At 73.5% G+C, this 19157-nt stretch carries 15 protein-coding genes; 9 read left to right on the forward strand and 6 right to left on the reverse strand.

The features are described 5' to 3' along the window. Positions 1-18: 18 nt before the first annotated feature. Entirely contained in the window at positions 19-771 is a 753-nt protein-coding gene (locus tag ACGFYQ_RS22145; RefSeq protein WP_393746408.1) for an ABC transporter permease, read from the reverse strand. Positions 772-801: 30 nt separating this feature from the next. Continuing rightward, a complete protein-coding gene (locus tag ACGFYQ_RS22150) occupies positions 802-1713 on the reverse strand; it encodes an ATP-binding cassette domain-containing protein (protein ID WP_393746410.1) in 912 nt (303 codons plus the stop codon). A 108-nt stretch (positions 1714-1821) separates the two neighbouring features. Between ACGFYQ_RS22150 and ACGFYQ_RS22155 the strand changes: the two genes are divergently transcribed. The 3 genes from ACGFYQ_RS22155 (at position 1822) to ACGFYQ_RS22165 (ending at position 4914) form a co-directional block, all read left to right on the forward strand. Then, the gene (locus ACGFYQ_RS22155) at positions 1822-3000 is read left to right on the forward strand and encodes a sensor histidine kinase (protein WP_393746412.1); all 1179 of its coding nucleotides are present in this window, start codon (positions 1822-1824) and stop codon (positions 2998-3000) included. A 4-nt stretch (positions 3001-3004) separates the two neighbouring features. After that, the gene (locus ACGFYQ_RS22160; protein WP_393746414.1) at positions 3005-3655 is read left to right on the forward strand and encodes a response regulator; all 651 of its coding nucleotides are present in this window, start codon (positions 3005-3007) and stop codon (positions 3653-3655) included. A gap of 101 nt (positions 3656-3756) precedes the next feature. Continuing rightward, positions 3757-4914 carry an ROK family transcriptional regulator gene (locus ACGFYQ_RS22165; RefSeq protein WP_393746416.1) on the forward strand — a complete coding sequence of 386 codons (1158 nt, stop codon included), beginning with the start codon at positions 3757-3759 and terminating at the stop codon, positions 4912-4914. Between the two features lie 183 nt (positions 4915-5097). Here ACGFYQ_RS22165 and ACGFYQ_RS22170 read toward each other — a convergent pair whose 3' ends face one another. Continuing rightward, positions 5098-5895, reverse strand: coding sequence for a GntR family transcriptional regulator (locus tag ACGFYQ_RS22170; RefSeq protein ID WP_393746418.1), 798 nt, complete (start codon positions 5893-5895; stop codon positions 5098-5100). A gap of 288 nt (positions 5896-6183) precedes the next feature. Here ACGFYQ_RS22170 and ACGFYQ_RS22175 point away from each other — a divergent pair, with 288 nt between their 5' ends. The 4 genes from ACGFYQ_RS22175 (at position 6184) to ACGFYQ_RS22190 (ending at position 12306) form a co-directional block, all read left to right on the forward strand. Next, complete coding sequence (locus tag ACGFYQ_RS22175) at positions 6184-7038, forward strand: alpha/beta fold hydrolase (RefSeq protein ID WP_393746420.1); 855 nt, start codon at positions 6184-6186, stop codon at positions 7036-7038. A 211-nt stretch (positions 7039-7249) separates the two neighbouring features. Further along, on the forward strand, positions 7250-8818 hold the full coding sequence (locus ACGFYQ_RS22180) for an alkaline phosphatase D family protein (protein WP_393746422.1): 1569 nt from the start codon (positions 7250-7252) through the stop codon (positions 8816-8818). Positions 8819-8977: 159 nt separating this feature from the next. Continuing rightward, complete coding sequence (locus tag ACGFYQ_RS22185) at positions 8978-10429, forward strand: GNAT family N-acetyltransferase (RefSeq protein WP_393746424.1); 1452 nt, start codon at positions 8978-8980, stop codon at positions 10427-10429. A gap of 176 nt (positions 10430-10605) precedes the next feature. Continuing rightward, positions 10606-12306, forward strand: a complete 1701-nt coding sequence (locus tag ACGFYQ_RS22190) for a DUF885 domain-containing protein (RefSeq protein ID WP_393746426.1) — start codon at positions 10606-10608, stop codon at positions 12304-12306. A gap of 132 nt (positions 12307-12438) precedes the next feature. Here the strand turns inward: ACGFYQ_RS22190 and ACGFYQ_RS22195 are convergent, their stop codons facing one another. Next, positions 12439-12954 carry a rhodanese-like domain-containing protein gene (locus ACGFYQ_RS22195; RefSeq protein WP_393746428.1) on the reverse strand — a complete coding sequence of 172 codons (516 nt, stop codon included), beginning with the start codon at positions 12952-12954 and terminating at the stop codon, positions 12439-12441. 94 nt (positions 12955-13048) lie between these two features. Here ACGFYQ_RS22195 and ACGFYQ_RS22200 point away from each other — a divergent pair, with 94 nt between their 5' ends. Beyond that, complete coding sequence (locus ACGFYQ_RS22200; protein WP_393746430.1) at positions 13049-13495, forward strand: Lrp/AsnC family transcriptional regulator; 447 nt, start codon at positions 13049-13051, stop codon at positions 13493-13495. Here the strand turns inward: ACGFYQ_RS22200 and ACGFYQ_RS22205 are convergent. Both ACGFYQ_RS22205 and ACGFYQ_RS22210 read right to left on the reverse strand, forming a co-directional pair. Further along, positions 13485-16496 (reverse strand): AAA family ATPase, encoded by a 3012-nt coding sequence (locus tag ACGFYQ_RS22205; protein ID WP_393746432.1) that lies wholly within the window; start codon positions 16494-16496, stop codon positions 13485-13487. The two genes, ACGFYQ_RS22200 and ACGFYQ_RS22205, sit on opposite strands and share 11 nt — an antisense overlap. Then, positions 16493-17662 carry an exonuclease SbcCD subunit D gene (locus ACGFYQ_RS22210; protein WP_393746434.1) on the reverse strand — a complete coding sequence of 390 codons (1170 nt, stop codon included), beginning with the start codon at positions 17660-17662 and terminating at the stop codon, positions 16493-16495. Before ACGFYQ_RS22210 ends, ACGFYQ_RS22205 begins: the two co-directional genes overlap by 4 nt. A gap of 226 nt (positions 17663-17888) precedes the next feature. Between ACGFYQ_RS22210 and ACGFYQ_RS22215 the strand changes: the two genes are divergently transcribed. Then, positions 17889-19157 (forward strand): vanadium-dependent haloperoxidase, encoded by a 1269-nt coding sequence (locus ACGFYQ_RS22215; protein WP_393746436.1) that lies wholly within the window; start codon positions 17889-17891, stop codon positions 19155-19157.

The following is a 19157-nucleotide window of genomic DNA, read 5'->3' on the forward strand; positions in this document are numbered from 1 at the left end:
CTGACAACTGGCCCGCAGTCACGCGTCCCGGCGCCGCACCGCCAGCCAGCCGCCGAACACCGCAGCCGCGGCCCACAGCATCGCCACTCCCATCCCGGTCCACGGGCCGAGCACGCCGCCGATCGACTCGCTCCGCAGCACCATCTGCCCGGCCTTGTCCGGCATGAACTGACCGATGTCGCTGGCGGCTCCGCTGATGACGAAGGAGACCAGCAGAACGAAGGGGACGAGGATGCTGAGCACGGCGACACCACTACGCAATATCGCTGCCAGGCCGGCCGCGAACAACGTGATGACCGTCAAATAGAGACCGCATCCGACGATGGACCGCACGGTGCCCGGGGCACCAAGCTCCAGGGCGTACTGACCCATGAACGCCTGCCCGGCAACAAAGGTGAGCAGCCCCGTCACCTGGCCCGCCAGGAAGGCGAGTCCGCCGACCACGGCCATCTTGGACAGATAGAACCGCGTACGGTTCGGCACCGCGGCGAAGCTGGTGCGCAGGGCTCCGTTGTGGAATTCGGCGGAGAAGGCATTGGCCCCGAAGGCGATGGCTGCTATCTGGCCGAAGTTGATGGCGTAGTACGCAGCGAAGAGTGGATCGTCGCCCATGCTCCCTTCCTCCGCCGTCCCGATCGCCCAGGCGGTGAACGCCTGGATGCCGACGGTGGTGACGAGGATCGCTATCAGGGCGCCGAACGTACCGCGAAGCGATCTGATCTTGATCCATTCGGAGTGCAGCACGGGCAGGGTGGGCAGAGCGACGCTCATGGCAAAGCCTCCGGACAAGGGGTCGGTATCTCAGCGGGTTGCGGTGAACTGCGCGTGATCGGCAGTGAGGTCGAGGTAGGCCTGCTCCAGTGAGGCGCGCTCGTCGGAGAGTTCCAGCATGGGGATGCCTTCGCGGGCGGCCAGGCCGCCGAGTTGTTCGGCCCGCATGCCTTCGACGGTCCAGCGCCCGTCGTCCGCATTCACCAGCTCGAAGCCGTCCCGGGCCAGGGCTGCCCGCAGGCGGATCGGGTCGGAGGTGCGCAGGCGCACCCTCTGGGTGCTGCGGGCGTCGATGAACTCCTTCATCGAGGTATCGGCCAGCAGCGTGCCGTTGCCGAGCACGACCAGGTGGTCGGCGAGCGCCGAGGTCTCCGACATCAGGTGGCTGGAGACCAGGACGGTGCGGCCTTCGGCGGCGAAACCGCGCATCAACTCGCGGATCCAGATGATGCCCTCGGGGTCGAGGCCGTTGGTCGGCTCGTCCAGCAGGAGCACTCCGGGGTCGCCCAGCAACGCTGCGGCTATGCCCAGGCGCTGGCGCATGCCGAGCGAGAAGGACTTGATCCGCCGCTTGGCCACGGAGGCTATCCCGGCCTGCTCCAGGACCTCGTCCACCCGGCGCATCGGCACACGGCCGGCCGCGGCGAGAAGACGGAGGTGGTCCCGGGCGGTGCGCCCTCCGTGCGCCGCCTGCGCGTCCAGGAGGGCGCCGACCCGGTGCAGCGGGTCGGGGAAGTCCACGTAGCTCCGGCCACCGATGGTGGCCGTACCCGATGTGGCCCGGTCCAGGCCCATCAGCAGGCGCATCGTGGTGGACTTCCCGGCGCCGTTGGGGCCCAGGAATCCGGTGACCCGCCCGGGCAGGACATCGAAGGTGAGGCCGTCCACCGCACGGTGGGTGCCGTACTCCTTGGTGAGGTCTCGGATCTCGATCGTGTTCATGACTCAAGATTCGCCGCCGGCCCCACCCCCTGCCCTCCCCCACGCGGGGGGATCGTCTCCCCCGCGTGGGGGAGACGCCACCCCACGGCCGACTGCCAGGATGAGGACATGTACCGATTGCTCCGTGCGCCCCTTCGCGGGGTCACGTACACCCGCTGGCTGCATCTGCTCGTCCCGATCCTGATCGTGTCCATCTGGCTGTTCATAGAGCCGGCATGGCCATGGATGCCCGCCCTGATCGTCGCGCCGTTCGGGCTCATCCCCTGGGTGCGGCTGGCCGAGGGGTTGCAAGCCCAGTTCCTGCTGACCCCGCACGAGCGCGGCGACCACGACGGATCCATAAGCACCGCGCCCTCGGCCCGGTGGGGGGACCGCTGGCGGACGGTCGCCTGGCTGGAGATACGTCTCCTGCTCGCCGGAGTGGCGATGGTGGCCACTGTGTGGCTGCCGGTCATGACACTGGAGCTCGTGTTCACCGGGGCGGGGAAGTCTCTTGGCGGGGATGATGTGATCCTGCCGTTCATCCCGCCGCGCTGGGCCGCCGTCCTCCTCGTGCCCGTACCGCTGCTCCTGCTGCTGGTCGTGGTGGTCCTGCTCGGCGAAGCCGTCACGGCCATCGCCGCCAGGCTGCTGGGGCCTTCGGCTGCCGAGCGCCTCACCGCCCTGGAGGCGCGTACCGAGCAGCTGCTGGAACGGACGCGGATCGCGAGGGAGTTGCACGACTCCATCGGGCACGCGCTCACCGTCGCGGTGGTCCAGGCGGGAGCCGCCCGGGCGGCGGGGAACGCGGAGTTCACCGAGCGCGCGCTGTGCGCGATCGAGGAGACCGGCCGGGCCGCGCTGGAGGATCTGGAGCGGGTGCTGCTGGTGCTCCGGGAGTCCGCCCAGCCTCCTTCGCAGCGGCCCACCCTGGCGGACGCGGACCGGCTGTTGAACTCGGCGCGGGCCTCCGGGTCCACGGTCGACGCCGAACTTTCTGGTCCGCTTGAGCAGTTGCCCGGGCCCGTCACGCGCGAGGGGTACCGGATCCTGCAGGAGGCGCTGACCAATGTGCTGCGGCACTGCGGCCCGGTGCCGGTCCGGGTACGGATCGAGGCGGCCGTGGGGCGACTGGATCTGGAGGTCGTCAATCCGCTGCCGGACGGTCCCGCGCTGATGACGGGCACGGGCAGCGGGCTCCGCGGTATGCGGGAGCGTGCCGCACTGCTGGGAGGCGAGGCCGAGACCGGTCCGTACGAGGGCAGTTGGAGGGTGCGCGCGCGGCTTCCGCTGGAGCGAATACGCTGACCGGATGCCGGTTACCGTACTGCTCGTCGATGACGAACCCCTGGTGCGCGCGGGTCTGCGCGCCGTCCTTGAGGCCCAGCCCGACATCGAAGTGGTGGGTGAGGCCGCCGACGGGGCCTCGGTCGTCCCGCTCGTGCGCCAACTGCGGCCCGACGTGGTGGCGATGGACGTGCGGATGCCGCTGCTCGACGGGATCGAGGCGACCCGGGCGGTCCTGCGGTCGGTGGACTCCCCGCCGAAGATCCTCGTGGTGACCACCTTCGAGAACGACGAGTACGTCTACCAGGCGCTGCGGGCCGGTGCGGACGGGTTCCTGCTCAAGCGGGCGCGGCCCTCGGAAATCGTGCACGCGGTACGGCTGGTGGCGGAGGGCGAGACGCTGCTCTTCCCGGCCGCCGTGCGGGCGCTGGCAGCGGAGTACGGCAACCGACAGGCCAAGGCAGTGCTGGAGCGGGCCGCCCTGACCGAGCGGGAGGAGTCGGTGCTGCGGCTCATGGCCCGGGGGCTGACCAATGTGGAGATCGCCGGCGAGCTGATCATCGGCGCCGAGACGGTGAAGTCCCATGTCAGCGCGATCCTGGCGAAGCTGGGGGCGCGGGACCGGACCCAGGCGGTGATCACAGCGTACGAGTCGGGCTTCGTCGCCCCGGCCTGAGGGGAGCGGCTGATTCCGGCCGTCGGGGGGCTGCTTCTCGCCGTCGCGGCGGGTGGGCAGTACGATCCGGCTGACAAGCTCGCTACCTGGGAGGACACACGTTGGGGCAGCTGACCGGCGGGGACCCCTCTCTGCTCCGGCGGATCAATTCCGCCGTGGTGCTCCGGGCACTGCGGGCGGCCGAATCGCCGACCCTCACCGATCTCACACGGGTGACCGGGCTCTCCAGGCCGACCGTCGAGGGGGTCGTCGAGGGACTCATGGGGACCGGACTCGTCGTCGAGGCCGATGCCGAGGAGGGCGCGCGACGGCAGGGGCGCCCCGCGCGAAGGTTCCGGTTCCGGGCCGAGGCGGGACACCTGCTGGGCATCGAGATCGGCTCGCACCGGATCGCGGTCCTGCTGTCCGGGCTGGACGGCAGGGTCATCGGCGCCGGTACCAAGGACGTCACCGAGGCGGCCTCGGCCGACGAGCGGCTGGAGCGCGTACGGGCGGCGGTCGCGGACCTGCTGCGCCGGACCGGCGTGCCGCGGGACTCCCTGCGGGCGGTCGGGGTGGGCAGCCCCGGCATCGTGGAGGCGGACGGCACGGTCCGCCTCGGCACGGCGCTGCCCGGCTGGACCGGGTTGCCACTCGGGGAACGGCTGCGGCGCTCGTTCCGCTGCCCGGTGCAGGTCGAGAACGACGCCAACGCGGCCGCGGTCGCCGAGCACTGGAAGGGTGCCGCGCGGGACACCGACGACATGGTGTTCGTGATGGCGGGGCTCAGCCCGGGCGCGGGCTCGCTGATCGGCGGCCGGCTGCACCGGGGCTTCGGCGGGGCGGCCGGCGAGATCGGCGCACTGCATCTGCTGGGCCGGGAGGCCACTCCCGAGAAGCTGCTCTCCACCACCGGCGAGCCGCTGCATCCGCTGGACGAACCGGCGGTGGCCGAGGTCTTCGCGAAGGCCCGGCGCGGCGACGAGCGGGCGGTCGCCGCCGTGGAGCGGTTCATCCAGCGGCTGGTGCACGACGTGGCGGCGCTGGTCCTGGCGATGGATCCGGAGCTGGTCGTCGTCGGCGGCTGGGCGGCCGGCCTGGACGGGGTCCTGGACCCCCTGCGCCAGGAGCTGGAGCGCTACTGCCTGCGACCGCCGAGGGTGGCCCTGTCCCTGCTCGGCGAAGCCGCGGTGGCCACCGGTGCGCTGCGGCTCGCACTGGACCACGTGGAGGAAGAGCTCTTCGCGGTGGAGAAGACGGTCACGGCCCGGCGCCGCTGACGCCGCGTCACGATACGCCCGTGCGACGCCTCGGAAGGCGTCGCACGGAGTCGTTCGCAACGGCACGGCGTGGTTCGGGAACGGGCTGCTCGGGAACGGGCTGTTCAGGAGCGGGCTGTTCGGGAAACGGTCGGTTCAGGTACCGAGCGGTGCGGGTCAGGTTCAGGTACCGAGCGGTGCGGGTCAGGAGGCGACGCGCGGCTCGTGGGTGATCTCGACGTCGCCCGAGTCTCCGAAGGTCAGGCGGCACGTGTCGGCGCGGTAGGTGGCGACCGAGACGGCGGCGGTGCCCGCGGCGGTGAAGTACCGGGTGGTGACCAGGAGGACCGGGGCGCCGGGCAACCGGTCCAGCTCCTTGGCGTCGTCCGCGCGGGCGGAGCCGAGCTCCACGGAGCGGTCCTGGCCGTCCAGGACCAGCCGCTGCAGCTCACGCAGGACGGCGCGGGCGCGCGCGGGTCCGGCCGGGGCCTCGATGGCGGGGAGTCCGGGCACGGAGGCGGCCGGGACGTAGAGCATCTCGGCGGCGACGACCTGGCCCTGGGTGACCCGGGTGCGGCGCACGGTGTGGACGGGCCGGTCGGCGGCGAAGGCCCCGCCCGTACCACCCGCCCCGCCTGCCCCGCCCGTACCGAGGAGCTTGAGGACCGCGGCCGGCGGCAGGCCCTCCACCGCGTCCACCGGCTCCCAGCCGTCGACGCTCTCGCCGGGCCAGCTGTGCCGCGCACTGCCGACGGCGACGCCGACGCGCGGCGGGGCGACAGTCGTACCGACGCCGCGGCGCCGCTGCAGCCGGCCTTCGAGCTCCAACTGCTCCAGCGCCTGGCGCAGGGTCGCGCGGGCGACTCCGAAACGGGCGGCGAGCTCACGCTCGTTCGGAAGGACCTCGCCGACGGCGAAGTCCTGGTCGAGTGCCTCGCTGAGGACGGTCTTGAGGTGCCAGTACTTCGGCTCCGGCACCGTTTCGAGCTGCGTGGTCCCCACCCTGACTCCTCCTGCCATCGCCGCACTCGCCGTGTGTTCCAGCGGCAGTTCCGCGCCTTTGTTTATTAAAGGTTCCTGCACTATCCCTGCGACGATAGGACGGTGCACCCCCTTGGTCAAGACCAATGCTCACCCCCATGCCGGGCAGACCGGGCATATGTATCAAGCCGTTCACGGGATGTTCTCGTGCGCTCCAAAGGCTTGTAGTCAAGGGCTACCGGACGGTAATCATGGCGGCAGGAACTACTGACAGCCTGTCTCACACGCGTCCACCCGACGAGGAGCAGCATGACCGCCACGGCCTCCTTCACGATCGATTCGCCGCTGGGCCCGCGCACCGCCACCGTCTCCTACGTGCGCAAAGGCGCGGGTGAGCCGCTTCTCCTGCTGCACGGCATCGGCCACCACCTCCAGGCCTGGCACCCGGTGACCGACATCCTGGCCGCCGAGCACGAGGTGATCGCCGTCGACCTGCCCGGTTTCGGCGCCTCGGAGCCGCTGCCCGCGGGGGTCCCGTACGACCTGGCCACTGTCACTCCGGCGCTCGGGGCGCTGTGCGCCGCCCTCGGCGTCGAGCGCCCGCACGTGGCGGGCAACTCGCTCGGCGGCCTGCTCGCGCTCGAAATGGGCCGGAGCGGCCTGGCCCGCTCGGTCACCGCCCTGTCCCCCGCCGGATTCTGGACCGAGGGCGAGCGCCGCTACGCCTTCGCCACCCTCCTCGCGTTGCGGGCCGGCGCCAGGGCGCTGCCCCGCCCCGCGCTGGAACGGCTTTCGCTCAGCGCCGCCGGCCGGGCCGCCCTCACCGGCGCCATCTACGCCCGCCCGGCCCGCCGTTCGCCCGAGGCCGTGGTCGCCGAGGCGCTCGCCCTGCGCGACGCCACCGGCTTCGAGGAGACGCTGGCCGCGGGCGGCTCCGTACGGTTCACCGACGACGTGCCCGGCCTGCCCGTCACCATCGCCTGGGGCACGCGCGACCGGGTGCTCCTGCGCCGCCAGGGCGTACGCGCCAAGCACACCGTCCCCGGCGCCCGGCTGGTCCGGCTCCCGGGCTGCGGTCACGTCCCGATGAACGACGATCCGGCGCTCGTCTCCCGGGTGATCCTGGACACGGCCCGCAGCGCGACGGCCCGCCAGGCGGCCTGACCGGAGCGCGGCAACCCGCCCGGCTTACCCGACTGCGGAACGCGGGCCCGCCCTCCAGCCCGTCAGGCCGCCCGACCGGAGCCGGCAACCCACCCGGCCGCCTGAGCTGCTGACGGTTGTTCATCCGTGGTTCGCGTGGCCGACGCGGCCGGGCCGGTGTGCGGCGGCACTCTGGTCCGGCCCGTCCTCGCCGGCCCCTGGAGAAGCACCGATGGCATCGACCCCGCACACCCGACGGACCCTCATCGGCGGTTCCCTCGCCCTGTCCACCGCGCTGCTCGCCGCTCCGGCGCTCGCCGCCCCCGCCTTCGCCCGCTCCGGTCGGCCGAACGCGCTCTGGGGCGTCCAGTCCGGCGAGATCACCGCCCACTCGGCCACCGTCTGGACCCGCGCCGACCGCCCCGCGCGGATGTACGTCGAGACCTCCCCGAGCGAGGCGTTCCGCTACGCCGTACGCCGCCACCGCGGCCCGCTGCTCGGCCCGTCCGGCGATTTCACCGGCACCACCGTCCTGCGCGACCTCCCGCCCGGGCAGCAGATCCACTACCGCGTCGTCCTGGCCGACCCCGACGACCCGCGCCGCACCGGCGAGCCGGTCCACGGCACCTTCCGCACCATGCCCGCCTCCCGCCGCCACGACGTGCGCTTCCTGTGGTCCGGCGACCTGGCGGGCCAGGGCTGGGGCATCAACCCCGACCTCGGCGGCTACCGCGTGTTCGAGGAAATGCGGCTGCGCGACCCCGACTTCTTCCTCTTCAGCGGGGACACCATCTACGCCGACGGGCCCATCCAGCCCTCCGTCACCCTGCGCGACGGCACGGTCTGGCGCAATGTCACCACCGAGGAGAAGTCGAAGGTCGCCGAGACCCTCGCCGAGTTCCGCGGGAACTTCCGCTACAACCTGCTCGATCGCAACCTGCGCGACTTCAACGCCCAGGTCCCGGTCCTCGCGCAGTGGGACGACCACGAGGTGCGCAACAACTGGTACCCGGGCCAGCTGATCGAGGACCCCCGCTACACCGTCAAGGAAGCCGACACCCTCGCCGCCCGTGCCCGCCAGGCCTTCGGCGAGTACTTCCCCGTCACCGACCTGCGCGGCGGCCGTGCCGAGGGCCGGATGTACCGCGTGATGCGCTACGGGCCGCTGCTCGACGTCTTCGTCCTCGACATGCGCACCTACCGCAACGCCAACTCGCCCGGCACCCAGACCGAGGACCCCATCGGCATCCTCGGCCCCGAGCAGCTGGCCTGGGTCAAGCGCGAGCTCTCACGCTCGCGCGCCACCTGGAAGGTCATCGCCGCCGACATGCCGCTGGGCATCGTCGTCGCCGACGGGGCCGCGAACTTCGAGGCCGTGGCCCAGGGCGACCCCGGCGCCCCGCTGGGCCGCGAGCTCCAGATCGCCGAACTCCTGCGTCACATCAAGCACCAGCGCATCACCGGCACCGTCTGGCTCACCGCCGACGTCCACTACACCGCCGCGAACCACTACGCGCCCGAGCGGGCGGCCTTCACCGACTTCGCACCGTTCTGGGAGTTCGTCTCGGGGCCGGTCGGCGCGGGCGGCTTCCCGGCCGGGCGGCTCGACGCCACCTTCGGCCCGCAGACCGCGTACGTCCAGTCGGCGCCCTTGGCCAACATGTCGCCCTCGGAGAACCCTCCGTACTACGGCGAGGTCGACATCGACGGCGGCAGCGGGGAACTCACCGTCCGGCTGCGGCGCCAGGGAGGCGGCGTACTCTTCACCCGGACGCTCCAGCCCGGGCGCGTGGGCCAGTAGGCAGCAGGCAGCAGGCAGCAGGGCATCCCACCCGGCCCCTGACCTCCCGGGTTCGGGAAATAGCCAGGAAAACTGGGTGAAATCGGCCAGATGGATACTTAACCAGTCGGTCACAGATCGTTCGTGATCACGCAACACCCCTGCGCCACAGTGGTGTGCATGACTGACCGTAACCCTTCCTCTGCCCAGCGTCCCCACCGCCACCACTGGCGCCGCGACGTCGTCGAACTCGCCGCACTCTTCTGCGCCGTCGCGGTCGCCGACGCCGTGGCCAATCTCGTCGTGCACGGTCCGAGGGGCCCGATCCTGCTGGTCGCCTCGGCCGTCGCACTCCTGGTCACCGCCGCCTTCCACACCTGGTGGGCACGGCGCCACAGCCATGCGCCCCCGCCGGTGAGCACAGCGCCGACGGATCCGGCGGCGTCCGCGTCCGGGACCGGCGGGACCGGCGCGACCGCCGCCCTGTGGCGGATGCGCACCACCGTCCGTGACGAGCCCGGCTCCCTGGCCTCGCTCTGCACCGCCCTCGCCCGCAACGGCGTCGACATCCTGACCCTCCAGACGCACCCGCTCCCCGACGGCGGCACGGTCGACGAGTTCCTGCTGCGCGCCCCGCAGCAGCTGCCCTCCGCCGAGCTCACCCGCTCGATCGCCCAGGCCGGCGGCCGCAGCACCTGGATCGAGCGCGCCGACGCCCACGACCTGGTGGACACCCCCACCCGGGTCCTGGGCCTCGCCACCCGCACCGCCCTGGACGCCGCCGAGCTCCCGCTCGCGCTGCGCCAGCTCCTGGGCCGCTGCACGATCCACTCGATCCCGGCGACCACCCTCTCCGGCCGACCCAACGCCGGCGCCGACGCCCCGGTCGAGGGGGTCCTGGAGGCCACGGTCATGCGGCTGCGCGACCCCTCCGGCGGCGCGATCACCGTGGAGCGGCCCTACCTGCCCTTCACCCCGACCGAGTTCGCCCGCGCCCGCGCCCTGGTCGAGCTCGACGCCCGGCTCGGCCCCCGCGTCCCGCGCAGCCAGGACGTGCTGACCCTGCCCGAGGGCAACGAGATCACCGTGCGCCGCGCCGACGGCTCCGACCAGGCGGCGGCCCGCGCGATGCACGACCGCTGCTCCGAGCGCACCCTGGGCCTGCGCTACCACGGCCCCGTCGCCGACGCCGACCGCTACCTCGGACACCTGCTGAGCCCCCGCTTCGGCCGCACCCTCGCCGCCACCACCGCGTCCGGCAAGCTCGTCGCCCTCGGCCACCTGCTGTGGGACGGCGACGAGACCGAGGTCGCGCTGCTGATCGAGGACGACTGGCAGCGCCGCGGCATCGGCTCCGAGCTGCTGCGCCGGCTCATCGCCATGGCCGTCGAGGCCGGCTGCGACAGCGTCTACGCCGTCACCCAGGCCTCCAACACCGGCATGGTCGCAGCCATGCGCGGCCTGGGCCTGCCCCTCGACTACCAGATCGAGGAGGGCACCCTGGTGATCACGGCCCGGCTGGACGCCACCCCGGTCAGCTCCCGGCTGCCGTACGAGCTCCCGTACGAGGTTCCGTACGAACTCCCCCGCGATCTCCCCCGCGAGCAGCAGACCCCGCGCCACCGGCACTGACACCGGACCGGAAACCGGAACGGAAACCGCCGCCGACAGGGCCCCGATCCGCACCCGGTCCCCCTCGCCCGCACCGGGGCGGACCGGGTCGCCGGAGGTCGCGGCTCCGTAAAACGTCAGCAGGCTGGCGCCAAACGGTGATGACATGGCCCCATTTCCCGTACGAAGATGGCCGCATGTCAGAGACCCTCCACAACGGCAGCGACCGGCTGCCCCGCCAGGTGGCCGACGCCTACGTCGACGACCTCATCGCCCTCGACCCGATCACCGGTACGTACCTGGGCGTCGCGGCGAGTTCCGGCAAACTCCCGGACTTCTCCCCGGCCGGGCGCGCGGCCGTCGCCGAGCTCGCCCGCACCACCCTCGCCCGTCTCGACGCCGCCGAGCGGCTGCCCGGCGCCGACAGCGACGCCGAGCGCCGTTGTGCCCGCCTGCTGCGCGAACGCCTCACCGCCGAACTCGCGGTCCACGACGCCGACGAGGACCTGCGCGCGGTCAGCAACATCCACAGCCCCGCGCACGCCATCCGCGAGGTCTTCACCCTCACCCCCGCCGACACCGACGAGGACTGGGCGGCGATCGCCGAGCGGCTGCGCGCCGTACCCGCCGCCCTCGGCGGCTACCGCGAGAGCCTGAGCCTCGGTCTGGAGCGAGGCCTGTACGGCGGCCCGCGCGCCACCACCACCATGATCGGCCAGCTCGCCACCTGGGCCGGCCAGGACGCCGACGAGCCCGCCTTCTTCACGGACTTCGCCTCCGGCGGCCCGGACGCCCTGCGCGCCGAACTCGACGAGGCGGCGGCCGCCGCGACCGGCGCCGTCGCCGAACTGCACGACTGGATGAGCACGGTGTACGCCCCGGCCGTCGCGGGCAAGCCGGACACGGTGGGCCGCGAGCGGTACGCCCGCTGGTCGCGGTACTTCAACGGCACCGACCTGGACCTGGACGAGGCGTACGCCTACGGCTGGTCGGAGTACCACCGCCTGCTGGCCGAGATGAAGACCGAGGCGGCCAAGATCCTGCCGGGCGCCGGGCCCTGGGAGGCGCTGCGGCACCTCGACGAGCACGGCACCCACATCGAGGGCGTGGACGAGGTCCAGGCCTGGCTGCAGGGCCTCATGGACGAGGCCATCGAGAACCTCGACGGCACCCACTTCGAACTCGCCGAGCGGGTCCGGAAGGTGGAGTCCCGGATCGCCCCTCCGGGCGGCGCCGCGGCCCCGTACTACACGGCTCCGTCCGAGGACTTCTCCCGCCCGGGCCGCACCTGGCTGCCGACGATGGGCCAGACCCGCTTCCCCGTGTACGACCTGGTCTCCACCTGGTACCACGAGGGCGTTCCGGGCCACCACCTCCAGCTCGCGCAGTGGACGCACGTCGCGGACCAGCTCTCCCGCTACCAGGCCAGCGTCGGTCTCGTCAGCGCCAACGCCGAGGGCTGGGCTCTGTACGCGGAGCGGCTGATGGACGAGCTCGGCTACCTCAAGGACGCCGAGCAGCGCCTGGGCTACCTGGACTGCCAGATGATGCGTGCCGCGCGGGTCATCGTGGACATCGGCATGCACCTGGGTCTGGAGATCCCGGCGGACTCGCCGTTCCACCCGGGCGAGACGTGGACGCCCGATCTCGCGCAGGAGTTCTTCGGCCTGCACAGCGGCCGTCCCACGGACTTCGTGGTGAGCGAGCTGACCCGCTACCTCTCGATGCCCGGACAGGCGATCGGATACAAGCTGGGCGAGCGCGCCTGGCTGCTGGGCCGGGACAACGCCCGGGCCGCGCACGGCGATTCCTTCGACCTCAAGGCCTGGCACATGGCGGCGCTGTCGCAGGGTTCGCTGGGACTGGACGACCTGGTGGACGAGCTGTCGAGGCTCTGATCCACGACACGGAACGGGTCGCCCGCCCCGAGCGGTGAGCGGCCCGTTCCGTGTTTTCGGCGTGTCCGTGTGTCCGGTGTCCGGTGTCCGCGTGTACGCGGATCCGCGTGTACGCGAATCCGGTATCCGCGGTCAGCAGCCGCAGTCGTCCGAGTCGGTGGGGGCGGTCAGCGGGTCGGCCTCGGCGCGCTGCTGGCTGCCCTGCCAGGTCTCGACCTCGAAGCCCTCGCGGATCCAGTACTCGATGCCGCCGAGCATCTCCTTGACCTGGAAGCCGAGTTCGGCCAGGGCCAGCGCGGAGCGGGCGCCGCCGTTGCAGCCGGGACCCCAGCAGTACGTCACCACGGGGACGTCCTTGTCGAGGAGCCGCTCGGCCTGCTCGGGGATGAGGGCGGTGGGCAGGTGGACGGCGCCGGGCACGTGGGCCTGGTCCCAGGACGGCGTGGAGCGGGAGTCGACCAGCTGGAAGCCGAGCTCGGCGCCCTGCTCGCGGTGGGCCTTGAAGGCGGCGGCGACGTCCGACACGTCCGCGTGGAAGGCCAGGCTCGCCGCGAAGTAGGCGGCGGCCGCGGCCGGAGCGGCCGGCGGTACGCGCAGCACGGGGTTGGCGGAAGCAGGGGCGGTGGCGGTGTTCCGGGTCGTCGTCATGGCCAGAAATCTACGATCTGTTGATCTTCTCCGGAAGTGGTTTTCCCCGGCCTTTTCCTTGCCCGACCGAGGAATCCCCTGCTAGACCTGCAAGATGACCGACTATTCCCCTGACGCCACCGACTGGCGGATCCTCGAAGCCCTCCAGCGGGACGGGCGCGCCAGCTTCACCGAGCTGGCCCGCTCCGTGTCGATGTCCGCGAGCGCCGTCACCGAGCGGGTCCGCCGCCTGGAGGAGGCCGGCATCATCACCGGCTACACGGCGGTCGTGGACCCGGAGAAGCTCGGCAAATCGATCCTCGCGCTGGTCCGGCTCCGCTACCCGCACGGCAACTACAAGCCGTTCCACGACTTCCTGGACGCCACCTCCGAGATCCTGGAGGCCCACCACGTCACCGGTGACGACTGCTTCGTGCTGAAGGTCGCCGCCCGTTCGATGGCGCACCTGGAGGAGGTCACGGGGCGGATCGCGGGCCTCGGCCCGGTGACCACGAGCATCGTGTACTCGTCCCCGCTCCCCCGGCGGCCGCTCAGTCCATGAGCGCCGCGGTCCGGTGGCGCACCACCGACCCCCCGCGCTGCTTGACGATCTCCAACTGGGCCTGCACCCGGGTCCGCAGGTCGGCGACGTGGCTGACGATGCCGACGCTGCGGTCCCGCTCGCGCAGCGAGTCCAGTACGTCGAGCACCTCGTCCAGCGCCTGGTCGTCGAGGCTGCCGAAACCCTCGTCGATGAAGAGGGTGTCCAGCCGCATGCCGCCCGCCTCGTCGGTGACCACGTCGGCGAGGCCCAGCGCGAGCGCGAGCGAGGCGAAGAAGGTCTCGCCGCCCGACAGGGTCGCGGTGTCGCGCTCGCTGCCGGTCCAGGAGTCGACCACGTGCAGCCCGAGGCCGGAACGGCCCCGTCCGCTCGCCCGCGCGTCGGAGTGGACCAGGGTGTAGCGGCCGCCGGACATCCGCAGCAGCCGTACCGTCGCGGCGGCGGCGACCTGCTCCAGGCGGGCGGCCAGGACGTACGCCTCCAGCCGCATCTTGCGCTCGTTGTCGGCGGAGGTGCCCGCGGTGAGTCCGGCCAGCCGGGCCACCCGGTCGTAGGCGTCGCGCAGCGGGCCCAGGGCGCGCAGCTCCTGCTCGGCCTGCCGGGAGAGCCGGTCGAGCTCGGCGCACCGGACCCGGGCCGCGTCGACGGCGGATCCGGCGGTACGAAGCTTCGCCGCGGCCTGGGCCGCGTACGCCTCGGCCTCCTCCGGCGCGGCCGGGGGCAGGGCTGCCGCCGCGGCCGTGTCGGCCTCGCCGAGGCGGTCCGCCAGCATGGCCTCCTCCGCCTGCCAGGTGTCCGTGCGGCGCTGGAGCGCGGTGCGTTCGTACTCCGGGAGCACCGCGTCGGCCGCGGCCTCGATGGTGTCGAAGCCGGCCTTGAAGGCGGAGTCGGCGAGCTGGTCGTCGGCCTCCTTCAGCCGGGCCGCGGTGGTCTCGGCCCGGCGCAGCGAGGCGGCGGCGGCCGAGACCATGCGGACCCGGTCCTCCAGGGTCCGGGCGCGGGCCGCGACGGTGGGCGCGTCGCCCCGTACGACTGCGAGTTCCGCCTCCAGCGAGGCCTGTTCCCGGTCCAGGGCCTCGCGGCGGGAGACGCGGGCCGCGGCGCGCTCGGCGGCGGCGAGCCGGTCGGCGCTGCGGGCCGCGTGCTCCCGCTCGGCGCGGGCGAGCTGCTCACGGGCCGCGTGCAGTCCGGCGGCCGCGGCGTGGGCGGCGGCATGCCGGGAGCTCAGGTCCGAGGTCAGGGCGAGGAGTTCGTCGGTGGTGGCGTCGCCCGCGGCGGCCGCGGCCTCGGTGCGGGCCTCCTCGACGGCGGCGAGCCGGCGTTCGACGGCGGCCCGGGCCTCCTCGGCCCGCTCGAAGAGGGCGTGGGCGGCGTCCTCGGCGGCGCGGTCCACATGGCCGGGGGCCGGGCGGGCCGGAGCGGGGTGCTCCGCCGATCCGCACACGGTGCATGCCTCGCCTGCCACCAGCGCCTCGGCGAGTTCGGCGGCGATCCCGCGCAGCCGGGCCTCCTTGAGCTCCAGCCAGCGTTCCCGGGCGGCCGTCGACTCCTCGCGTACGGAGAGCAGTTCGCCGGCGGCGCGCTCCGCGGCGGCGGCCAGCTCGTCGCGCCGCCGGGCGGCGTTCAGGTGCATCCGGGCGGGTTCCAGCTTGCCGGCGAGCTGCTCGGCCAGGGTCGCGGCCTGCTGGGCGGCGTCCGCGCGCTCGTGCAGGGCGGTCCGGGTGGCCTCCCAGCGCTCCAGCCACTGGGCGGACTCCTGGTGCTGTTCCTCGGCGGCCCGGGCCTCGCGTTCCAGGTCGGCCCGCTCGCGGCCGATCTCGGCGCTGCGCTGCTCGGCCCGGTGTGCGGCGCCGAGCGCGCCGAGGTCCTCGCGCAGCCGCTGCTCGACGGCGGCCAGCTGCTCGGTGCCCGCCTCCCGCAGCTGCGGCGGGAGTTCGGCCCGGGCGGCGCTCTCCGCGTGCGCGGCGGCCAGGTGCGCGGCGTTCGCCGCTCCGCGCAGTTCCAGGGCGGGGGCCACCAGGGCGCCCCGCCGGGCCCGGTCCAGCAGCGCGCGCACCCGCTCCCGCTCGGGCTCCGCCTCGGCGAGCAGGGCGGCCCGGCGGGCGGTCTCCGCGTGCCGGCGCTGGAGCCGGTCGAGCTCCCGCGCCTCCTCGGCGGCCCGGCGGGCGGCGGCGTGCCGCCCCTCGACGGCGGCCAGCGCGTACTCGGCGACGCCCAGCCGCTCCCGTGCCGAGCACCGGGCGACGGCGGACCAGGCGCGGATCGCCTCGGCGAGCCCCGGGTCGCCGGGCTGGTGCCTGGGCAGCGGCCAGGCACGCAGGTCGGCGCTGTCCCCGGCGGCCTGGGCGAGCCGCTGGGCGGTGTGGAGCACCTTCTCGTCCCCGGCGCGCACCTTGGCCTCGGCGGCCCGGCGGCGTTCGCCGAGCAGTGCCTCGACGGCCGCGAAGCGGCGGGTGTCGAAGAGCCGGCCGAGCAGCCGCCCGCGGGCCGCCTCGTCGGCGCGCAGGAACTTCGCGAACTCCCCCTGCGGCAACAGCACCACCTGGCAGAACTGCTCGCGGCTCATGCCGAGCAGCTGCTCGATCTCCTCGCCGATCTCCTGGTGGGAGCGGCTGAGCGGCTGCCAGCCCTCGCCGGTGTGCTCGCGCAGCCAGCTCTGCGCCTTGTCCTTGGTGGTGCCGGTGCCGCGCTTCTTGGGGCGGTCCTGCTCGGGGCGCCGGGTGATCTCCAGGCGGCGGCCGCCCGCGGTCAGTTCGAGGGTGACCTCGGTCGGGGTCCCGGCGGCCGCGTGGTCGCTGCGCAGGCTGGTGCCGGGGGCCTGGCGGGGGCCGGGCACGGATCCGTAGAGGGCGTAGCAGACGGCGTCGAGGACGGAGGTCTTGCCCGCGCCGGTGGGTCCGTGGAGCAGGAAGATCCCGGCGCCGGACAGCGCGTCGAAGTCGATCTCCTGGGGCTCGGCGAAGGGGCCGAAGGCGGTGACTTCGAGCCGGTGCAGCCTCATCGGTGGGTCTCCTGGCGGCTGTCGTCGGCCCGTACGTCGTCGAAGGCGCTCTGCAGGACGGCGCGCTCGGCCTCGTCCGCGTGGCCGCCGCCGCGCACGTGGGCGACGAAGTCCTCGGCGATCTCCTGGTCGCTGCGGCCCTTGAGCCGCTGGGCGTAGGAGGCGCCGGTCTCCTCCTCGCGGCCTTCGGGGTCGAAGGCGAGGCTGAGGGTGTGCGGGAAGCGGGCGGCGAGCCGGGCCATGGGGTCGTCGGGGCGGACCGGGTCGGTGAGGGTGGCCTCGACCCAGGCGTCTTCGTGGACCGCGTACGCCGGGTCCTCCAGCAGGTCCTCCATGGGGCCGCGCAGCCGCGCGAGGGCCCGGGGCACGGGGGTGTCGATCCGCTCCGCGCTCACGAGTTCCCCCTCCCCGCCCAGCTCGATCAGCCACATGCTCTTGCGGTGGCCGGCCTCGGAGAAGGAGTAGGCGAGCGGGGAACCGGAGTAACGGACCCGTTCGTTGATCGTCTGGCAGCCGTGGAGGTGGCCGAGCGCGGCGTAGTCCACCCCGTCGAATACGGAGGCGGGCACGGCCTCGACCCCGCCGACGGCGATGTCGCGTTCGCTGTCGCTGGCCTGCCCGCCGGTGACGAAGGCGTGGGCCAGGACGATGGAGCGGGTGCCGGGCGCACGGGCGGCGAGGTCGGCCCGGATCCGGTCCATGGCCGCGCCCAGCACCGCCTCGTGGCTCACCTTCTCGGTGCCGAACTCGTCCTTGACCAGCGCCGGTTCCAGGTACGGCAGCCCGTACAGCGCCACCTCGCCGTGTACGTCGGCCAGGACCACCGGGTCGGCGCAGCCGGCCGGGTCGGTCCTGAGGTGGATCCCGGCCAGGTCGATCAGCCGGGCCCCGACCCCGAGCCGGCGGGCGGAGTCGTGGTTGCCGGAGATCATCACGGTGGGCACGCCGAGCTCGGCAAGCCGGTGCAGGGCCCGGTCGTACAGCTCGACGGCGGGCAGCGGGGGCACGGCCCGGTCGTAGACGTCCCCGGCGACGAGGACGGCGTCGACCTCGCGCTCGCGGGCGGTCTCGACGAGGTGGTCGACGAAGGCGGACTGGGCGCCGAGCAGGTTCACGCGGTGGAAGGACCGGCCGAGGTGCCAGTCGGAGGTGTGCAGGAACTTCACTCGACCGCTCCGACCCGCACGCTTGATCTCCTTCGTGGCTCCCGCACCGACCCTCCAGGCTAACCCGTCCCCCAGGGGGTGCACTGCCGTCCCGCGGTTCCCGCCCGGCCTGCCGGGCCCCGTGCGTTACAGGATCATGGCGCCGGTGCGAAACCTCTGTGGCCGAACTCCGCTGGCGGCTTTGAGTACTTGTACGGCGTCCCGGCCGCTGGCTAGCTTCGCCCGCATGTCGCTCTCCCCTGCCCTCCGGGTCCGTCCCGCGCTGCTCGCGGCCGGATCCGCCGCCCTGCTCGCCTTGACCGCCGCCGTGCCTTCGGCCGCCGCGCCCCCGCAGCCGGCCCCGGCCGCGCCCAGGTCGGTGGTACTGGACTGGTACGACACCACCGCCGCGACCGTCGCGGCCACGGCCGCCCCCACCCAGATCACCAACAGCCGCACCTGGGCGATCGGCTGGATCGCCGCCGCCCGCGCCACCCGTGAGGCCCCGGGCGGCGCCGATCGCACGCCCTTCCAGGACGCGGCCGTCGCCTCCGCCGTGCACGACGCGCTGGTCAGCCTCGCCCCCACCCGCAAGGCCGAGCTCGACGCGGCGCTGGCCGCCACGCTCGACCGGGTCCCGGACGGCCCGGCCGAGACCCAGGGCGTGGCCGCGGGGGCCCGCCAGGCCGCGGCGGTACTCGCCTCCCGCGCCGGCGACGGCCTCGACCCGGCCTCGGTCAACACGCCCTTCACGGCGCCGGCCGCCGCCCCCGGGGTCTGGCAGCCGACCCCCGACGGCTACGCCCCGGCCGTGCAGTACGGCAACCGCCTCGCCAGGCCGTTCCTGCTGGAGCGTCCCGACCAGTTCCGGCTGGGCCCGCCGCCCGCGCTCGACTCCCGCCGCTACAAGGCCGACCTCGCCGAGGTGCGCGCGTACGGCGCGGCCGACAGCTCCGTCCGCACGCCGCGCCAGACCGAGACCGCGAACTTCTGGTACGGGTCCTCGCTGACCCTCTACACGGAGCCGCTGCGGGTGGCCGTGGCCCGCTCGCACCGCTCGACCGCCGACCAGGCGGCCCTGCTCGCGCTCTTCCACGCGGCCCTCGTCGACACCCAGATCGCGACGTCCGACAGCAAGTACACCTACCTGCGCTGGCGGCCGGTGACGGCGATCCGTACCGGGTCCATCGCCGCCGACCCCACCTGGAGCCCGCTCCACGAGACCCCGGCCCACCCCGACTACCCCAGCGGCCACGCCACGTACGCGGGCGCCGCCCAGGCCGTCCTGGACGCGCTCGCCGGGCCGCAGACCGCCCCCTTCGAGCTCACCAGCCCCACCGCGCCCGGAGTTCGCCGCACCTACAGCAGCTGGAGCCGGCTCACCCAGGACAATGTGGACGCCCGGGTCTACTCGGGCATCCACAGCCGCACGGCCGACGAGGCGGGCGTACGGCTCGGTGACGCGGTCGGGCGCTACGCGCTGCGCAACGCCGACCGGCTGTTCCGCGCTCTCTGA

Source organism: Streptomyces sp. NPDC048258 (genome assembly GCF_043201995.1).
Taxonomy (GTDB): Bacteria; Actinomycetota; Actinomycetes; order Streptomycetales; family Streptomycetaceae; genus Streptomyces.

Bases quoted from the DNA above. Each gene is read 5' to 3' on its own strand.
- ACGFYQ_RS22145 (WP_393746408.1), bottom strand. From the start codon at position 771: ATGAGCGTCGCTCTGCCCACCCTGCCCGTGCTGCACTCCGAATGGATC.
- ACGFYQ_RS22150 (WP_393746410.1), bottom strand. From the start codon at position 1,713: ATGAACACGATCGAGATCCGAGACCTCACCAAGGAGTACGGCACCCAC.
- ACGFYQ_RS22155 (WP_393746412.1), top strand. From the start codon at position 1,822: ATGTACCGATTGCTCCGTGCGCCCCTTCGCGGGGTCACGTACACCCGC.
- ACGFYQ_RS22160 (WP_393746414.1), top strand. From the start codon at position 3,005: ATGCCGGTTACCGTACTGCTCGTCGATGACGAACCCCTGGTGCGCGCG.
- ACGFYQ_RS22175 (WP_393746420.1), top strand. From the start codon at position 6,184: ATGACCGCCACGGCCTCCTTCACGATCGATTCGCCGCTGGGCCCGCGC.
- ACGFYQ_RS22180 (WP_393746422.1), top strand. From the start codon at position 7,250: ATGGCATCGACCCCGCACACCCGACGGACCCTCATCGGCGGTTCCCTC.
- ACGFYQ_RS22185 (WP_393746424.1), top strand. From the start codon at position 8,978: ATGACTGACCGTAACCCTTCCTCTGCCCAGCGTCCCCACCGCCACCAC.
- ACGFYQ_RS22190 (WP_393746426.1), top strand. From the start codon at position 10,606: ATGTCAGAGACCCTCCACAACGGCAGCGACCGGCTGCCCCGCCAGGTG.
- ACGFYQ_RS22195 (WP_393746428.1), bottom strand. From the start codon at position 12,954: ATGACGACGACCCGGAACACCGCCACCGCCCCTGCTTCCGCCAACCCC.
- ACGFYQ_RS22200 (WP_393746430.1), top strand. From the start codon at position 13,049: ATGACCGACTATTCCCCTGACGCCACCGACTGGCGGATCCTCGAAGCC.
- ACGFYQ_RS22205 (WP_393746432.1), bottom strand. From the start codon at position 16,496: ATGAGGCTGCACCGGCTCGAAGTCACCGCCTTCGGCCCCTTCGCCGAG.
- ACGFYQ_RS22215 (WP_393746436.1), top strand. From the start codon at position 17,889: ATGTCGCTCTCCCCTGCCCTCCGGGTCCGTCCCGCGCTGCTCGCGGCC.